The sequence below is a fragment of the Micromonospora sp. MGP-C2 genome (genome assembly GCF_057766525.1).
The window spans coordinates 3,819,405-3,834,732 of record NZ_JBYMEN010000002.1 but is presented as its reverse complement, the minus strand read 5'-3'; the positions used below and the strand labels follow the sequence as shown (position 1 = coordinate 3,834,732).

The following is a 15,328-nucleotide window of genomic DNA, read 5'->3' as shown; positions in this document are numbered from 1 at the left end:
ACCTCCGCGCTGGCTCCGCAGGGTGAAGAGCCCTTGCCGGTACGACGAAAGGGGCGGCCCGCCGAAGCGGACCGCCCCCGTCGGTGAGGCGTTACGTCAGATCCGGCCACCCGTGGCGGCGTGGAAGACGTGGCTGCGACCGGCGACCGGCTTGACGAACACGGTGTCACCCATGTTCGGCATGGTGCGCCGGTCGGTGCGGACGACGAAGCGCTCCGAGTTGCCACCCAGCGCGGCGTGGCCGTAGACGTTGGCGTCCGAGCCGAGGTCCTCGACCAGCTCGACCACGACCGGCATGCCGCCCTCGGTCGGGCTGACCAGCTCGCAGTCCTCCGGGCGGAAGCCCACGGTGACCTTGCCGTCGCCACCCTCGGCGCGGGCCGCCGCGACCTGCTCCCGGGTCAGCGGGATCTGCAGCTCGGCGAACTCGGCGCCCTGCTCGTTCAGCGGAACGGTCTTGATGTTCATGGCGGGAGAGCCCATGAAGCCGGCGACGAACACGTTGGCCGGGGTGTCGTAGAGCGCCCGCGGGGTGTCCACCTGCTGGAGGACACCGTCGAGCAGCACCGCGACCCGGTGACCCATGGTCATGGCCTCGACCTGGTCGTGCGTGACGTAGACCGTGGTGACGCCCAGCTTGGCCTGCAGGGACGCGATCTGGGTACGGGTCTGCACACGCAGCTTGGCGTCGAGGTTCGACAGCGGCTCGTCCATGAGGAAGACCTGCGGCTCGCGGACGATCGCCCGGCCCATCGCGACACGCTGACGCTGACCACCGGAGAGCGCCTTCGGCTTACGGCCGAGGTATTCCTCCAGCTGGAGCAGCGCCGCCGCCTCCTTGACCCGCCGGTCGATCTCCGACTTGGAGGTCTTGCGCAGCTTGAGGGCGAACGCCATGTTCTCGTACACCGTCATGTGCGGGTAGAGCGCGTAGTTCTGGAAGACCATCGCGATGTCGCGGGCCTTCGGAGGAAGGTGGGTGACGTCACGCTGGTCGATGTAGATCGAGCCGGCGTCCACGTCCTCCAAGCCGGCGAGCATCCGCAGGCTGGTGGACTTGCCACAACCGGAGGGGCCGACCAGGACGAGGAACTCGCCGTCGCCGATCTCGAGGTCCAGCTCGTTGACGGCGGGACGCTCTTGGCCCGGGTAGACCCGGGACGCCTTGGAATAGGTGACCGTAGCCATGGTGAAGCGCTTCCTTTCACCGGCAGGAACGTGCCGGACGATCCGAGTGAAGGAGCAACCGGCGCGTGTCCGTGCCGGTCAGCGGACGGCGGCTCGGTCACGCGGGGGCGCCGGGCTGTCGTCCGTGTGTGAACCGTAAACGTGTTTCCCCTTGCTGCCAAGGTCGGGGAGCGTCGAACGTGACAGACGGATTACACATTCCGGTCACTCCGGCACGGTCGGACATCAATCGACACACGGCCGGGCGGCGGAAAGGCGTACAGGCGTCGGGTTGTTGACGTTTCCCGTGCTCGGGAGGCATCGCGAGCGGGATATCCGGACGTCACTCGCTATGCTGACCTCGACGCACGCGCCCCTGTAGCTCAGCTGGCCAGAGCACTCGCCTTGTAAGCGAGATGTCGCCGGTTCGATCCCGGCCGGGGGCTCCAATTCCATCAGGCATTTCCCGATGGGCACTGCCACGAGTCGACCGGTTGACAGCAACGCTGACAGCAACGGCACTCACGAGAGCTTCCCGTCGAGCTTGCCGAGAGCCTGACGCATCGCGTCGAGGTTGGCGTGAGCGTAGACCTTGAGCGTGATCTTCACGTCGGCGTGCCGAGCGATGGCCTGAACGACGTGCGGCGGTACGCCCAACTCCATCAGCAGCGATACGACGGTGTGCCGCAGGTCGTGTAGGCGGACACCAGGCAGGCCGGCGGTTTCCCGGAGCCGGGCGAAGGAGCGGCTGAGGTTGGTGGGCTCCATCGGAGTGCCCCGCTCCGAGGGAAACACGAGATCGTGGTCCTCCCACACCTCGGCGAGGGCGGCTCGCTCTGCCTGCTGCCGTTCCTGGTGTTCGAGAAGAGTGAGCCAGGTGACCTCGGGCAGAGGCAACACCGCCTCCGAATCTTCGGTCTTGGCGTCCTGGACGTGGAGCTGCCCGGCAACCCGCTGGACGGTCTGCTGCACCCGTAGCGTGCCCTCGTCCAGGTCGAGATCCGACCACCGGAGGCCAACCAACTCACCTCGACGCAGACCCATGGTCGCCGCTACGACATAGAGCGCGTGGAGCCGGTGACCGGCTGCGGCGGCCAGGATCTTTCGTACCTGATCGACGGACAGCCCTTTGCCAACCTTGTAGCGAGGCGACGGGATACGAACCAGCTTGGCGACGTTGCGCGACACCAACTCTTCTCGCATGGCGTGTTGAAGCGCGTTGCGCAGCACCGCGTGCACGAACTGGATCTGGCGGGCGCTGGGGTAGTGCTGGCAGCAGCGACCGACCGAGCAACAGCGGCGTTCAGCGGGTCGAATCTTGTCGAGGCCGTTGGTGCAGCAGAGGCACTTGCGACGGAACTCGTCCATGAACGCCTTGACGTGCTGGACCTGCAACCCGTCGAGACGCTTAGTGCCGAGTGCCGGAACAAGGTGCAGCCTTACGGCGCTTTCGTAACCCCGGGCGGTGGTGGGCTTGAGGTCGCTGACGTAGGCAGCCAGCCAGTACGGCAGATAGTCGGCCAGCTTCCAGGTCCGGTCGGGAACCGGAATGCCCCGCTGCGAGCGGGATTTCAGATCGACGAGCTTGATGTGAGCTTCTTCCCAGGTCGCGCCGTAGACGAACTTGCGCTTACGGGTGCCCTCGGTGGTGAGTACGTATGCCTGCCCGACCCAGCGACCGTCGCTGGACCGCTGATAGATCGAGCCTTCGCCGTTGGGATTGCGACGAGCGGCGGACTGGCGTTGCTTGGGCTCTCTGGGCATCAGGCAGCTTCTTCCGTGAGCGTGGTGATGACTTCGTCGATGGCGGCGGCGGGGATCAGCCGGCGGCTTCCGACCTTGAAGGAGCGGAGGCGACCGGAACGGATCAGGTCGTAGACGAGCGAGCGACCGATGCCGAGCGCTCGGGCGGCTTCCTCCACGCGCAGCACGCGAGGAGTGATCGAAGTGGGGGCGTCCATCGGTTGGCCTTCCTCGTGCGGCGCGGCGGGGGTCAAGCGGCGGCCGGCGCGGTGCCGGCCGGGGTGGTGCCGAGTTCGTGGGCGAGTTCTTCGCGGCCGGCGGTTCGTCGTTCGCGGGCGAGGGCGGCGGCGGTGTTGGCGAGGAGTGCGTCTCCGGTGGTGTGCCAGCCGACTCCGGCGAAGGTGAGGGTGCCGACGATGAGCGTCGTGTCGTCGTCGAGGTGGTCGACGGCGCGGAGAGTGCCGGATTGCTCGTCGGCCTGGTGCTCGTGCTCGTGGCGTCGGTAGGTGACGCGGGTGTCGCGCAGGAGTTGGAAGGTGACGGAGTAGCGGCGGGCTTTGGTGAGGAAGTGGCCGCCGAACCCGAGCATGTGCGCCCAGCGCCGTAGCCGGGCGTAGGGATTGGTGGCCTGTGGTCTGCTGGCCGGTTGGGTGTCAAGGGCGGCTTGACGCTGGGCGACGCAGACGGGGCAGGCGGCGTAGCGGGTGTGGGTGCCGCAGTCGGGGCACTCCCAGCGCTTCACGTAGCCAGGCCGGGGCCGGTGGTCCCGGGGCCTCTCCGAGAGCGGCACGGGTGTTCCGGTGGGTCGGCCGGTGTGCCAGCAGGCGTCGATGAGGCGGGCGGTGTGGTCGCCGTCGGGGTCGGCGTAGTCGCCGATCGAATCGGCGTCGAGCCTGACGGAGCGGTGCCCGGTTACCTCGGTGCTTTTGGTGGCGTACTTGGCAAGGTAGCCGGCAACCATGCTGTCAGTGACCTCACCGTCGCCGGTGAGGCTGATGGGTCGAATGTCGAGGCCCTTGCCCGGGTGACCCCACGCGATCGACCAGCCAGCGGGCTGGTCCGGGTGGGTCGGGGTGGTGAAGGCGACCTGCTCGACGGCGGCCCGGATCGCGTCGTCGAGGTCGGCGACGGTGAACCCGGGCGGCGGAGGGATGACGGCGGTTGAGTCCTCAGGGTGGACGCCGTCGAGGCGCACCAGGGCGTGGAAGTGCACCGCCCCGCGTGCCTGAAACTCGGCCACCTTCCCGTGCGACAGCCGAACCGGTGCGACGGTGCGGGTGTTGCCGGAGGCGGTGACGACCTGGACGCGGAGGATGCCCCGGCGGCGGGCGAGTTTGGCCAGCCATCGTTCCGCGGCTTGCTTGGTGCGGTGCCACAGCTCCCCGGAGAACAGGTTCCACACGACCTGGTGGGTGTGGTCGTAGCAGTCCAGACACAACGGCTGCCCGAGCATCGCATCACCCGGCTCGTGTCGCGCCCAGCAGACGGCGGGTCGACCGTGAGGGCAGAGCCCGGCGGCGGGATCGCTGGCCCGGCGGGCGTGGCACGGGTCGGGCCGGCAGTCGCAGCGTTTGCGGTTGCCGCAGGTGTGCCGCTTGACCGCGCGGGTGTGCACGGTGCCGAAGGACGGCGCGGTGAACGTGGCGAACACCGCCGGGTGCTGGGTGACCGTGTCGGGGACGCCTTTGCCGCCGATGAGGCCGGCGCGCAGGAGTTGGAAGGCGTCGCGTTGGTAGGTGTGGGCGCAGGCGGGGCAGACGGTGGCGCGGCGGTTGCCGCAGGCGGTGTAGATCGCGGCGTCGGGCATGGCGTCGGTGTGCCGCTGGTCCAGGACCCTGCCCGTTGACGAGTCGACGGTGAGCAGCTGGCCGGCGAGGCGGATGGGTCGGGTGCAGCCGGCGGCGGCGCGGACGTGTTCCAGCCAGCCGAAGTAGTCGGGTTGGGTGGCGCGGGTGAAGGCGGAACCAGTGGCGGTGTAGTCGTGGACGGGGATGGTGTCGGCGTTCGAGCCCACACCCCGGGCCAGAGCGGTCTGGGGTGTGAGGTCCAGCGTCGAGGCCATCAGCCGCGTACCTCGGTGAGGTGGCGGGTGGTGATGGTGCGTTCGGTGACGATGACCCGGCAGGCGCCGCACTGGCGCTTGACCGGCTCGTGCCGGCGGCACGGGATCAGGGCGGTGGTGTCGCCGCAGTGGATGGTGACCGGTGCCCGGCAGGGACCGCCGGGGATGACGTCGATGAGGGTTCGGCGGATGTCGAACGGGTGGGCGTCGGGGTAGGCGGGGCAGGTGTGGGTGACCTGCTCGATGTCGACCAAGACGATGGTCATCGGGCACCCCGGGGAATGGTGGCGAGGAGCTTCCCGGCGATGACCGTGCTGACGTCGAGGCGGTCGGCCAGCTCGGCAGGGGTGATGGGTTGCCCCGTGGCTTGTTCGTGCTGCACGGCAGCGAAGCGGGCAGTGGGCAGCAGGTGAGCGGGGACCTCGACCGGCTCCGAGGCCGGTGTGGTGACAGGTTCCGGCGCAGGGGCCGGAGTGATGGCGGCCGGTGGTGCCGGCTCGGTGGTGACCTGCTCGGCCGCCTGAACCCGGATCGGCTGCTCCGGCTCAGAGGGAGCCGTCATGGGTTGCGCGGCGGGTGCGGGGGCGAGGACAAGTTTGACCAAGGCCATGAACGCCAGCGCCGGAACGGCCGAGAGGAGCCACCCGGACGGTCCGGGTTTGGCGACGGCGAGTTGGGCGGCAAGGGAGAGGCCGGCGGCGGCGATGAGCAGGACCATCGGGTAGCCGATGGGTGCGCCGGTGCGGCGGCGTCGGCGGATGGTGAGCAGGGCGGCGATGGGGACGAGTTCGGAGATGACGGCGTTGGCCCAGCCGAACCATCCCGGGGTGTTGTCGGGGCTGTTGGCCATGGTCCAGTCGTGGACGTGGGTGAAGGACGCGGCTCCGGCGGAGCCGCCGACGGTGATGAGGATGAGGACCAGGACCAGGCCCTCCAGGCGGGTGCCGGCCGGTTCGCGGTTCATCGGATGCCGCCCATGTAGGCCATGGCGATGCCGATGAGCAGGATGACGGCGAAGGTGATCAGGACAGCCATTAGTGGCCTCCGTGGCAGTCGAGGCAGCAGCCGTAGCGGCGGGGGATGTAGTAGGGCTTCACCTGCCCGCAGTGCCGGCAGGTCCGGCGAGCGAGCAGGGCTTTTGCGATGGCCTCCCGCTGCGCCGGGGTAGCGGTGCGCTTGGGCGCGGCGAGGTCAGTGCGGTAGAGGTAGGCGACCCGCCTGTTTTTGCGGTGTCGCCAATAGATCTGCGCGACCGGGTCATGCCCTCCCGGACGTAGGCCGGCGGCGCGGAGTTGCCGCAGGGTGGCCAGGCCGGTGGGTGCGCCTTGATAGGGGAAGGTGGGGAACCCGTAGCGGGTGCCGAGCGGGTCGTAGAACTCGACCCGGATACCGGTGCGCTCGGCCAGGTTGTCCAGGTCGACGCGGCGTAGATCGGTCATGGCTTGTCACCACCCCAGCGCTGCTGGGCAGCTTGGCGGGAGATGCCGAGACGGGAGCCGATTTCAGCCCAGGAGTAGCCGCAGGCCCGCAGGCCGATCACGGCTTCACCGATGGCGTCATCAATGACGGAGGACAGGGCGATGAGGTCGCGGAGGGCTTCGACGTCTCCGGTGGCGACGCGTCGGCCGTGGGCGCGGATGATGCGCTTGGCGAAGCCGGCGAAGGCGTCGTTCTCGACGACGTCCCGACGCCGCTGGCGCGGAATGGACGTCAAGGGCTTCTTGACGGTATTCATCGCGTCTCCCCTTCCGCCTTGCGGAGGGAGTCCCACTCGGTGGCAGCCGCCTGAAGGGCGGTGATGACCTGCTCAGCGGTGCGGGCCGGGTCGTCGTTCCACGAGTAGGGGGAGGTGTGCTCGTCGAGGAGGTAGCCGTCCTCGTCGATGTGGAAGACCGGGGCGGTGGTGTCGAGGTAGTCGACGAACACGCCTAGGGCGGCGAGGTAGTCGGCGAGGGCGTCGGGGTCGAGCTGGGAGAAGTGCTCGACGGTGTGTCCGGCGCAGGCGATGCCGATGGCCCCGGCGGCACAGGCCGGCGGGGTGAGGTTGTCGGTGGTGTGGGCGTAGTAGGTGCCCTGGTGCCAGCCGTGCCGGCGCAGGTAGAGGGCAGCCATCCGCAGCAGATCAGCAGGTGTGACCTGGATCGGTGCGGGTGGGTTTTGGGTAGCCTTCATGGCAACCACGTCCTTTCGAGGTTGTTGGTGGAGGTCGGCAGGACCGGGAAGCTTGCGAGGCAGATCCGGTCCTGTCGGCCGTGCTATCGGGCGCGTAGCCGCAGGTAGCGGCGGTGCCGGTTGTCGTCACCCGGCATCTGGGTGGGTGCGGAGAGGTAGACGAGTCGCCCACTGCGGGCGACGGCCTGGACCATGGCGGCGATGTCCTCGGGGCTGCCGGTGATCCACAGTTCGGTGAACTGGGCGGCCCGCTGGTTGTTCGCGCGGGCGTAGGCGCGTTCGCGGGTGGTCATGCCGCCATCTCCCATTCGGTGGGGTTGACCGTGGGGGTGCTGGTGCCGGTGGGGCGGCGGGTCCAGGCGGCGTAGTCGGCGATGTTGTAGATGTCGGTGTCGGTGAGGTAGGCGGCTTTGATGCGGCGGGGGACGCCGCCTTCGGCCAGGAGGTAGGCCGCGCCTTGGTTGGTGGGGCTGATGTCGGAGGCGGTGTAGCCCTGCTCGGCCCAGCCCTGTCCGAGGATGATGTTGGAGCTGTTCAGCGAGGTGCACCGGAATGCGGCCCGGTAGCCGAACAGGTCCCGCAACGAGGCGGGGATGATGTCCCACGACGGGCGCTGAGTCGCGGCGACGACGGGCATGCCGCAGGCCCGACCGAGGGAGACGAGCCCTCGCAGGAGGGTGGAGAACTCTTCCTGCTGTGCCTTGGTGCCGAGCACGGTGGAGAACATGGCGAGTTCGTCGATGATGGTGACGATGACGGACATGCCGTCGCCGTCGGCGAGCTTGCGGCGCCGGTTGGCCAGGAGCCAGGCGTAGCGGTTGGTGGCGACGATCAGGAGGCGACGCAGCACGTCGATGCCCTGGTCGATGTCGGGGCCGATGAACGCGTCGGCGAGGTCGCGCCAGGGGCCGAGTTCGACGAGTTTGGCGTCGAAGAGCACCAGGCGGGTGTTGTCGCACAGGGCGGCGTGGCCGCAGATGTTGTTGATGAGCCCGGACTTGCCGCCGCCGGGTTCGCCTGCGGTGAGCAGGTTGCGGTAGATGACGTCCAGGTAGACGGGTTGGCCGAACTCGTCGATCCCGATGAAGATCGGGTCGAACATCGACAGGCCAGGACCCACCGGAACCGCATCGGCGGTGGTGGGAATCGTGGTGGTCATCAGTGCCCTCCTGGGCGTTGTGGACGCGAGAAGCCACACGAACGAGCCGCAATGGCTCCTCGCATCCGGTGGTTGGGTTGGGGTCAGATCCAGTCGGAGACGTCGTCTGCTTCGGGCGACGCGGAGGAAGCCGCGGGCTTGCTGCCGTTGGCCGTCGTTGCGGCCGGCTTCTTGTTGTCGGGCTTGCCCTGGGCGGGGATCCTGATCGTCGGAGCCTCGACGTCCGGCAGGTCCAGGGCGGTGGGGACCATCAGCGGCGACGCCGAGACGGGCGCGGTCGGGTCGATCACGTCGACCAGCGGAGAACCGACGTGGGCGGTCAGCACCTCACGGCGTTTGATGTCGAACCGCAGATAGGCGGCGTTGTTCTCCGAAGCGCGCTCGATGAGCACCGTCGAGGCGTGACAGGTGACCGCGATCTTGTCGAGGCGGCCTTCCAGGTCCTTGGCGGACAAGCCGGGGCGCAGGTAGACCCAGACTCGTTCGCCGACCGGGGTGGGACGTGCCCAGAGGATCAGCGGCAGCGAACCGGACTGGTTGGCGATGATGAACTGCGCGAAGCAGACACGCAGCCGATGCCTCACCACGAGACACCAGGTCCAGGCGATGACCTGGCGGCGTACCGGGCGGATGGCGGCGGGGACGCCGACGACCAGGGCGACCACGAGCAGGGTCACCACGGTTGGGGTGTGGTTGGCTAGCTGCACCCACGCGGTGAGCAGCAAGACGGCGAGGGTGGTTTCGGGGGTCCACCACCACAGCAGCCGGATCACCGGCCAGATCCGTACGAGCAGCCAGACGAGCCCGCCGGTTGGAACGCCGATGAGCGCGCCGACGAAGACGGCGAGGATCGGGTGGATAGAGGAAGCGGCCACCACGGCCGAGAGAAGGCCGACGATGACCGCCGTGAGGATGAACGCCATGCGGGCGTTGCGGGCCGAGGAACGGTGAACCTTGGCCTCGATGACCGTCACCGTTCCGGTTGACCTGCCGGCGAACCGGCGAGGGCTAGACTTGGACATGACACGTCCTCCCAAGCAATTGGGTTGGATGGGTTGGAGAGAGCGGGGTCGGCAGGTTGCGAGCCAGTACCGGCCCCGCGCTCGTTTCCTAGAGCTGACCGAGGTCAGCGATTGCGCAGCTTCTTGCCGAGCAGGCCGAAGCGGATGCGGTCGTCCTCGTCGAGGACGGTCGGGGTGCGCCCAGCGGCGCGCTCCTCACGGAGCTGCTTGTCCAGGTGCTTCGGGTCGACCTTGACCTCACGGACACGACCGTTGTCGTCCTCGCTGAACAGGTACTTCTTGCCCATGGCAGGGATCTCCCTTTGCTCGAAGTGAGGGGTTCTTAGAGGCAGGCGATGAGCAGCGCGGACGCCCAGAGGCACGCCGCGTGCAGGGACTGATCGGCCAGGTACATCCCGCAGATCGGGGCCTGACGGTCGGCGAAGTCGCCGCTTCCGGTGTGAGTGAGCAGCCAGCGCACCGGCCACCGCCGGTCAAGAAACGCGTGCGAGACGGCGGAGAAGCCGAGCCCAGCGGCAAGCCCGAGAGCGGTGACGGGCAGGTCCAGGGCGGCGATGGTGATGGCCAGCATGACCACCACCACGAGGTGATAGGCCATCACGTGGCCCAACAGATGACGCCAGCCGTCCCAACCCGGGGCGGCCTTGTGCGCGGCCTGCTTGTCGGACTGACCGAGAACGTGATCGGCCACCTGGTGACCGGCGTAGAGGGTCGCCGCGACAACGGCGAACACGATGGCGGAAACGAGCATGAGACAACCACTCCCTATGACGAGGGCAGACAGGTTGGAAAGGCAGACGGGGCCGGCAGGTATGCGAGCCAGTACCGACCCCGTGCCTTGTGGGATGTGACCACCTGACGTGGTCACCGGCCGGAAACGTGCGAACCAGAACCGTCTCCGGACGAATCATCGATGGATCAGCCGACCATCAGGCCGCTTCGTGCTTTCAGACACCAGGGCTCACACAGCGCGGTGAGCGAGGGACCTACTTAGCCGCCGAGTTACCAGCCTTCGGCTTCAGCGTGATCGCACGGAACGCGACGCCGTTACGCCCGTTGGTCGCCCACGGAATAGCCTCCAACTGCTCGACAGCGACGAGCTGTCCCACCGTCACGCCCGGCTTCTCACCCGCCGTGGTGATGGTGATGATCTCGCCGCCAGTCTCGTCGAGCACGAAGACCTGGGTCGACCACATGAGCCGGCCAGTGTTCTTCTCCGACCGCTGATTGCCGTTCTGGTCGTTCTTCGGCTCCGGGTCCTTCGTCACCTGGACCTGCTTGCTCTGGGTGTCCACGTACAGCTTCACAACAAACCTCCTGGGTCTCGGGCCAGGTAATGAGCTAGTCCCCGGTGGACTGTTGCTCGTGGCCTCTGCGGATAAGGCTCCCGAAAAGCTAGGGACAACCCATCCGATGAGCTGGACGACTATGGGACGTCTTGGTTACGATGAATGCGTCCCTAGTCGTCCCTTGAGGAGGAACGATGCCAAACGACCGGCTCCGCGATGCCATCCTGCGCAACGGCCTGACGCCGGTCGCTGTGGCCGAGAAAATCGGGGTTGACGCGAAGACCGTAGAACGGTGGATCACGCAGGACCGGACGCCGTACCCGCGTCACCGGCACGCAATCGCGGCAATGGTGCGGGAGGACGTGCCGTACCTGTGGCCAGACGCGGTGACCCCCGAGAAGGCGTCGAGGATTGGGCAGAGCGAGTTGGTGCAGCTCTACACCCGGCGCTCTGCCGTGCCGTACGACCTATGGCGTCGACTGATCGAACGCGCGGAGAAGCGAATCGACGTGCTGGCCTACGCCGGCCTGTTCCTCGTGGAGCAGGACCGCAGGCTGATCGACACTCTGCGTCAAAAGGCTGTTGACGGCGTCACGGTGACAATCCTGCTCGGGGACCCGAATAGCGGGGCGATCGAGCGCAAGAGCATCGAGGAAGGTTTGCCGGGTGTGATGGCGGCGAAGATCCGCCAGGTTCAGCAGTACTACAACCGGCTTGACGATGCGCCCGGGGTGAAGGTCCGTTACCACGACACGACGTTGTACAACTCGATCTATCGCTTCGATGACGAGATGTTGGTGAACATGCACGTGCTCGGGTTTCCGGCGCCACATGCGCCCGTGATGCATCTGCGCAGGCTCAACGGGGGCGATCTGTTCGGCACGTACGCCGACAGCTTCGACCGGGTCCTAGCTGCCTCGACGACTCAGCCACGCGGCGAGATGGCAGCCTAAGAGCATGGCAAGAACCGAGCACTACCACGACCCGAGCGCGCCGAAGGCCAACAGCATCGTCGTCGCCGTCTCCGTCTTCGCACGAGACGATCGCGGACGGGTGCTGCTCATCCAGCGGACCGACAACGGCCTGTGGTCCCTGCCCGGCGGCGGACAGGAAGTTGGCGAGTCGGTCGCAGAGACAGCAGTCCGGGAAACTCACGAGGAGACCGGCATCCGCGTCGAAGTGTTCGGGATGGTCGGCGTCTACTCCGACCCCGGTCACGTCATCGAGTACTCAGACGGCGAGGTACGACAGCAGTTCTCGCTCTGCTTCCGCGCCATACCGGTCAGCGGCACACCGACGCCGAGCGAAGAGTCACATGACGTCCGGTGGGTGGCCCGCGACGAGCTGGCCGCGCTCGACATCCACCCGTCGACCCTGCTCCGCATCACCCACGGCTACGAGGAACGTCCGGAGCCCTACATCGGCTGATGGACGCCGGAGAGCCGGCGCTGAGTTCGCTGCACGGCAGCGACCATCTCCGGTTCGGCCCGGCCGATGAATCGGGTCACCAGGTGCTCAGGCCCGTATCGCGAACGGATCTCCGCTAGCCGGTCCAACACCTCGAAATCCTGGCCATCCGGCCCGGTCGTCATGTCTGCGCAGCAGATGGCGTCGGTCACCGCGGTTTCCTCTCGAGGGAACTCGGCGGCCAGGGCTTCACCGAGGCCACGCTCGTCAGCTTCCAACCAGGCGCAGGAGTGATGAGCGACCAAGGCGGCAATCCGCTCATTGAAGTGCTCACGGCGTAGCCAGCGGCCACCGTCGAGCGAGTGGAAGCCGGTGTCGACCAGGTCAGGGCTGTAACCGACGTCGTGTAGCCAGGCCGACGCTACGAGCACCTCACGATCCTCGCTCGGGACTGCTCCGCTAATCCGGTCCGCCTTGGCAGCGACCGCCTGGACGTGACTCCATCGACGGGGCAACGGTGTCTCCAGGAGGCGTCGTGCAACTTCCCGAGCGGTGTCGACGAGGTCGGCCATATCGCCAGGGTACGGAGGCACCCGGTCCGCTCGCCATCCCGTGTTCAGGTGCCGGCCGAGCTGCCGGCGTGTGATCCGTCAGCTGATGCGCGACGTAGCTCTGCCAGGTGATGTGCGACGGGTGGTCTAGGAAACTGAGGTAGCGATCCGCGGTCGCTGGCCTTTGATGCTACGGACTGGCTGGGTGGTGGTGCGTCGGATGACTTTGGTGTCGCCGTCGGTGAGTTCGATGGCCAGGGTCGTTTCGGAGACGGTCACGGTGACGGTCTGGTGCCGGTGTAGCCGGCCGAGGGCGACCTTCTGGCCGGCGACCATGATGATGCCGCTGTTGGATGCCCGCCGTTGCACTCGGACGGGTTCGACCGAGGGTCGTGGTGGTGGCCCGGCTGGTCGGGCGCCGCGTAGGCGCTTCATCTGTTCGGGGCGCAGCGGGTTGGCGCGGGTGCGCAGGAGTTCGCGGGTGTCCAGGTCGTAGAACATGAGAAGGGTCGGCTCGATGCGGATGCCGACGCGTCGGCCGGCGAGGATCTCGGCGGCTAGGACGATGTGTTGGCCCAGCGAGACCCCTCCGCCTCGGTTGACGCAGCGTTCGACCTCGATGGCGTCGCCGTCCTCGATCGGCGGCAGAGGTGACGGCCCGGCTGGGGTGGCGCCTTGGCGGGTGAGGGTGGCCAGGTCGTTGACGCTCAGGTGGGAACGGACGGTTTTGATCCGGATGCCGGCGATGAGGACGTGGATCAGGTCGCAGTCGGCCCAGATCCGGGCCACCATGCCGGCGCGGTGGGTGCCCATCCAGAACTGGCGTTGGCACACCATCAGGTTGCCCGACGCCGGGACGACCCGGTCGAACTCCACCGGCCCACCCGGCTCGACCGCCGGCGGCTGGACCTGGACGGGCTCAGGGTCGGTCGAGGGCTGATGGAGCGGGGTGGAGGAGAGCGGGTCCAAAGTGGGTGGCAGCCACAGATCGACCAGTGCCCGCTGCTGGGCCGGGATCGGCTGGAATCGGTCAGCCGGGGTGACCGGTGTCTTCGCATCGAGGGCCTGGTGGGGTCGGTCAGTGTTGTAGTGCAGCACGTATGCGTCCACCGCGGCCTGGGCCTCGGCCAGGCTGGTGAACGCCTCGGCGGTGTCGAGGAAGTCGGGCCGGACGGTGCCGTGGAACCGTTCGACCTTGCCGTTCTGGTTTGGTGAAGCGGGTGCGGTCAGCCGGTGCGTGATGCCGTTGTGGCGGCAGATCTTGTCGAACAGCACCTCACCGGTGCGGGGCCGGTACTTCCCGAACCGGTCGGTGAACTGCTTGCCGTTGTCGGTGATGATTTCCTCGGGAACCCCGAAACGGGCCAGGGCCTCCGCGAGGGCCAGACACACCGCCCGGCCGGTGGCCCGCTCCACCACCTTCGCGATCACGCAATACCGAGAGTGGTCGTCGACCGCCGTGACCAGCTTCGCCTCCCGCAGCACACCCGTGGCCGGGTTCACCAGCTGCACCCCACCGACGATGTCCATCTGCCACAACTGCATCGGAGCGGGCCGTTCCCACCGCTTATACGAGTCCTTCGGTCGTTTCCGGGGCCGGACCCGCAGCAGACCCTGTCGCTGCAAAATCCGGTCGATCGTCCGTTCCGACGGCACCACCCACTCATCGACCGCCCACGGGCCGGGCCTGCGCAGCATCTCCAACCGGATCCGCCGCGATCCCCACCGAGGATGCTCCCGGCGCATCTCCGCCACCGCGACCTCAACCGCCTCCGCCACCTGCCCCGGACAGGAGTGCGGCCGATGCGACCGGTCAACCAACCCGGCCAACTGCTCAGTCAGATACCGACCCACCCACCGATGCACCGTCGACCGATGCACCCCACAGTTGGCCGCTACCTCTGTCACATCCGACCCGGCCAACACCGCACGGACCGCATCCAACCGTTGCTCGACAACCGACAAGACAACCAGCGCCAATCCCGGCCTCCCCGAGTCCCGACGTCCCGCGGAGACGTCCGGCCCAGAGTGCCGAAACCGACCACCGTCGCAGATCACCTGGCGGACGCGTGTCGCACATCAGCCGACGGAGGACAGCCGAGCTGCCGGCGAAGTGGTTCAAAGTTTCTGTACGTCTTCAAGGCGGCCCTGAGCGGGCCGCACGCGCCGCCGCCTGGGCGCGCGTCCGTCGCTCCGCTGGCGCTCCGACTCCGGCCACGCAACACGCCCGGCGGCTGGCGCGAAAGCGGGAAGCCCAAGGGGCCGCCGCAGCACGACAGGCCGTTGATGAGTGAGGTGGTGGCCGGCAGCCGGCCGGGCCGCGCGCCCAGCACCGCGCGGCGTGAGTGAGCGCACGCCGGCCGCGTCAGCGTTGGCGGTGGTCGCGGTATTGCGGTTACTGCGCCTCCGGCGGGGGCGCTCGGGCTCCGAGATGGTTGAAGACCCGTCGGCGGGTTGCGGTCCGTGGTGGTTGCGCGGGCCATCCCGCCCGCCGTCGACCCGGGCAAGCCGAGCAAACCACCGCCCGGCCCGCCAGCGTCCGAACCTGTGTCAAGGTCCGCTTGACGTGGCGGGCCGGGCGGTGGCCCGCTCCCCTGAGGGCGGGTCGACGGCAGACGGGATGGCGTTACGCCGTCGGTCTGGCGTTACTGCTCTAACGCCTTGACCTCTTGGTGGCCTCCTTACGCACCGACGGAAGCAGAGCGGCAGTGGCGACCATGATGGCCGCGACCTCAGCGCCGGTCAGCTTCATGAAG

The 15,328-nt window shown here is 67.9% G+C and carries 19 protein-coding genes and 1 tRNA gene; 3 read left to right on the top strand and 17 right to left on the bottom strand.

Features of this window, described 5'->3' with window-relative positions; translation table 11 throughout:
* Nucleotides 1–96: 96 nt before the first annotated feature.
* Nucleotides 97–1,188: an ABC transporter ATP-binding protein gene (locus tag AC3CF1_RS17520; RefSeq protein WP_088950475.1), complete on the bottom strand. Its 1,092-nt coding sequence runs from the start codon at nt 1,186–1,188 to the stop codon at nt 97–99.
* 351 nt (nt 1,189–1,539) lie between these two features.
* Between AC3CF1_RS17520 and AC3CF1_RS17515 the strand changes: the two genes are divergently transcribed.
* A tRNA-Thr gene (locus AC3CF1_RS17515) sits at nt 1,540–1,616 on the top strand.
* 73 nt (nt 1,617–1,689) lie between these two features.
* Here the strand turns inward: AC3CF1_RS17515 and AC3CF1_RS17510 are convergent.
* The 14 genes from AC3CF1_RS17510 to AC3CF1_RS17445 all read right to left on the bottom strand — a co-directional run bounded on the left by AC3CF1_RS17510 (nt 1,690) and on the right by AC3CF1_RS17445 (nt 10,632).
* On the bottom strand, nt 1,690–2,931 hold the full coding sequence (locus AC3CF1_RS17510) for a tyrosine-type recombinase/integrase (RefSeq protein ID WP_488450863.1): 1,242 nt from the start codon (nt 2,929–2,931) through the stop codon (nt 1,690–1,692).
* Entirely contained in the window at nt 2,931–3,128 is a 198-nt protein-coding gene (locus AC3CF1_RS17505; RefSeq protein WP_196929226.1) for a helix-turn-helix domain-containing protein, read from the bottom strand. Before AC3CF1_RS17505 ends, AC3CF1_RS17510 begins: the two co-directional genes overlap by 1 nt.
* A 32-nt stretch (nt 3,129–3,160) precedes the next feature.
* A complete protein-coding gene (locus AC3CF1_RS17500) occupies nt 3,161–4,972 on the bottom strand; it encodes a replication initiator (RefSeq protein WP_488450862.1) in 1,812 nt (603 codons plus the stop codon).
* Nucleotides 4,972–5,238, bottom strand: a complete 267-nt coding sequence (locus AC3CF1_RS17495) for a hypothetical protein (RefSeq protein WP_488450861.1) — start codon at nt 5,236–5,238, stop codon at nt 4,972–4,974. Before AC3CF1_RS17495 ends, AC3CF1_RS17500 begins: the two co-directional genes overlap by 1 nt.
* Nucleotides 5,235–5,936 (bottom strand): hypothetical protein, encoded by a 702-nt coding sequence (locus tag AC3CF1_RS17490; protein ID WP_488450860.1) that lies wholly within the window; start codon nt 5,934–5,936, stop codon nt 5,235–5,237. The genes AC3CF1_RS17495 and AC3CF1_RS17490 overlap by 4 nt, the downstream gene beginning before the upstream one ends.
* A gap of 70 nt (nt 5,937–6,006) precedes the next feature.
* Nucleotides 6,007–6,387 carry an RRQRL motif-containing zinc-binding protein gene (locus AC3CF1_RS17485; protein WP_488452096.1) on the bottom strand — a complete coding sequence of 127 codons (381 nt, stop codon included), beginning with the start codon at nt 6,385–6,387 and terminating at the stop codon, nt 6,007–6,009.
* 20 nt (nt 6,388–6,407) lie between these two features.
* A complete protein-coding gene (locus tag AC3CF1_RS17480; protein WP_488450859.1) occupies nt 6,408–6,707 on the bottom strand; it encodes a hypothetical protein in 300 nt (99 codons plus the stop codon).
* Nucleotides 6,704–7,144, bottom strand: a complete 441-nt coding sequence (locus AC3CF1_RS17475; protein ID WP_488450858.1) for a DUF6197 family protein — start codon at nt 7,142–7,144, stop codon at nt 6,704–6,706. Before AC3CF1_RS17475 ends, AC3CF1_RS17480 begins: the two co-directional genes overlap by 4 nt.
* 83 nt (nt 7,145–7,227) lie before the next feature.
* A complete protein-coding gene (locus AC3CF1_RS17470) occupies nt 7,228–7,437 on the bottom strand; it encodes a hypothetical protein (protein WP_488450857.1) in 210 nt (69 codons plus the stop codon).
* Nucleotides 7,434–8,303 carry an FtsK/SpoIIIE domain-containing protein gene (locus AC3CF1_RS17465; protein WP_488450856.1) on the bottom strand — a complete coding sequence of 290 codons (870 nt, stop codon included), beginning with the start codon at nt 8,301–8,303 and terminating at the stop codon, nt 7,434–7,436. The genes AC3CF1_RS17470 and AC3CF1_RS17465 overlap by 4 nt, the downstream gene beginning before the upstream one ends.
* A gap of 83 nt (nt 8,304–8,386) precedes the next feature.
* Nucleotides 8,387–9,325 (bottom strand): hypothetical protein, encoded by a 939-nt coding sequence (locus tag AC3CF1_RS17460; protein WP_488452095.1) that lies wholly within the window; start codon nt 9,323–9,325, stop codon nt 8,387–8,389.
* A 104-nt stretch (nt 9,326–9,429) separates the two neighbouring features.
* On the bottom strand, nt 9,430–9,612 hold the full coding sequence (locus AC3CF1_RS17455; protein WP_488450855.1) for a hypothetical protein: 183 nt from the start codon (nt 9,610–9,612) through the stop codon (nt 9,430–9,432).
* Between the two features lie 35 nt (nt 9,613–9,647).
* On the bottom strand, nt 9,648–10,076 hold the full coding sequence (locus AC3CF1_RS17450) for a DUF3307 domain-containing protein (RefSeq protein ID WP_328533118.1): 429 nt from the start codon (nt 10,074–10,076) through the stop codon (nt 9,648–9,650).
* 235 nt (nt 10,077–10,311) lie between these two features.
* Nucleotides 10,312–10,632 (bottom strand): hypothetical protein, encoded by a 321-nt coding sequence (locus tag AC3CF1_RS17445; protein WP_112681382.1) that lies wholly within the window; start codon nt 10,630–10,632, stop codon nt 10,312–10,314.
* Between the two features lie 176 nt (nt 10,633–10,808).
* On the opposite strand from AC3CF1_RS17445, the gene AC3CF1_RS17440 reads away from it, so the two are divergent.
* Together AC3CF1_RS17440 and AC3CF1_RS17435 are read left to right on the top strand one after the other, a co-directional pair.
* Nucleotides 10,809–11,567 (top strand): XRE family transcriptional regulator, encoded by a 759-nt coding sequence (locus tag AC3CF1_RS17440; RefSeq protein WP_488450854.1) that lies wholly within the window; start codon nt 10,809–10,811, stop codon nt 11,565–11,567.
* 4 nt (nt 11,568–11,571) lie between these two features.
* Nucleotides 11,572–12,042: an NUDIX domain-containing protein gene (locus AC3CF1_RS17435; RefSeq protein ID WP_488450853.1), complete on the top strand. Its 471-nt coding sequence runs from the start codon at nt 11,572–11,574 to the stop codon at nt 12,040–12,042.
* Here the strand turns inward: AC3CF1_RS17435 and AC3CF1_RS17430 are convergent.
* Both AC3CF1_RS17430 and AC3CF1_RS17425 read right to left on the bottom strand, forming a co-directional pair.
* Complete coding sequence (locus AC3CF1_RS17430; protein ID WP_488450852.1) at nt 12,030–12,593, bottom strand: HD domain-containing protein; 564 nt, start codon at nt 12,591–12,593, stop codon at nt 12,030–12,032. The two genes, AC3CF1_RS17435 and AC3CF1_RS17430, sit on opposite strands and share 13 nt — an antisense overlap.
* 126 nt (nt 12,594–12,719) lie before the next feature.
* A complete protein-coding gene (locus AC3CF1_RS17425) occupies nt 12,720–14,516 on the bottom strand; it encodes an IS481 family transposase (RefSeq protein ID WP_488452071.1) in 1,797 nt (598 codons plus the stop codon).
* Nucleotides 14,517–15,328: the final 812 nt, after the last annotated feature.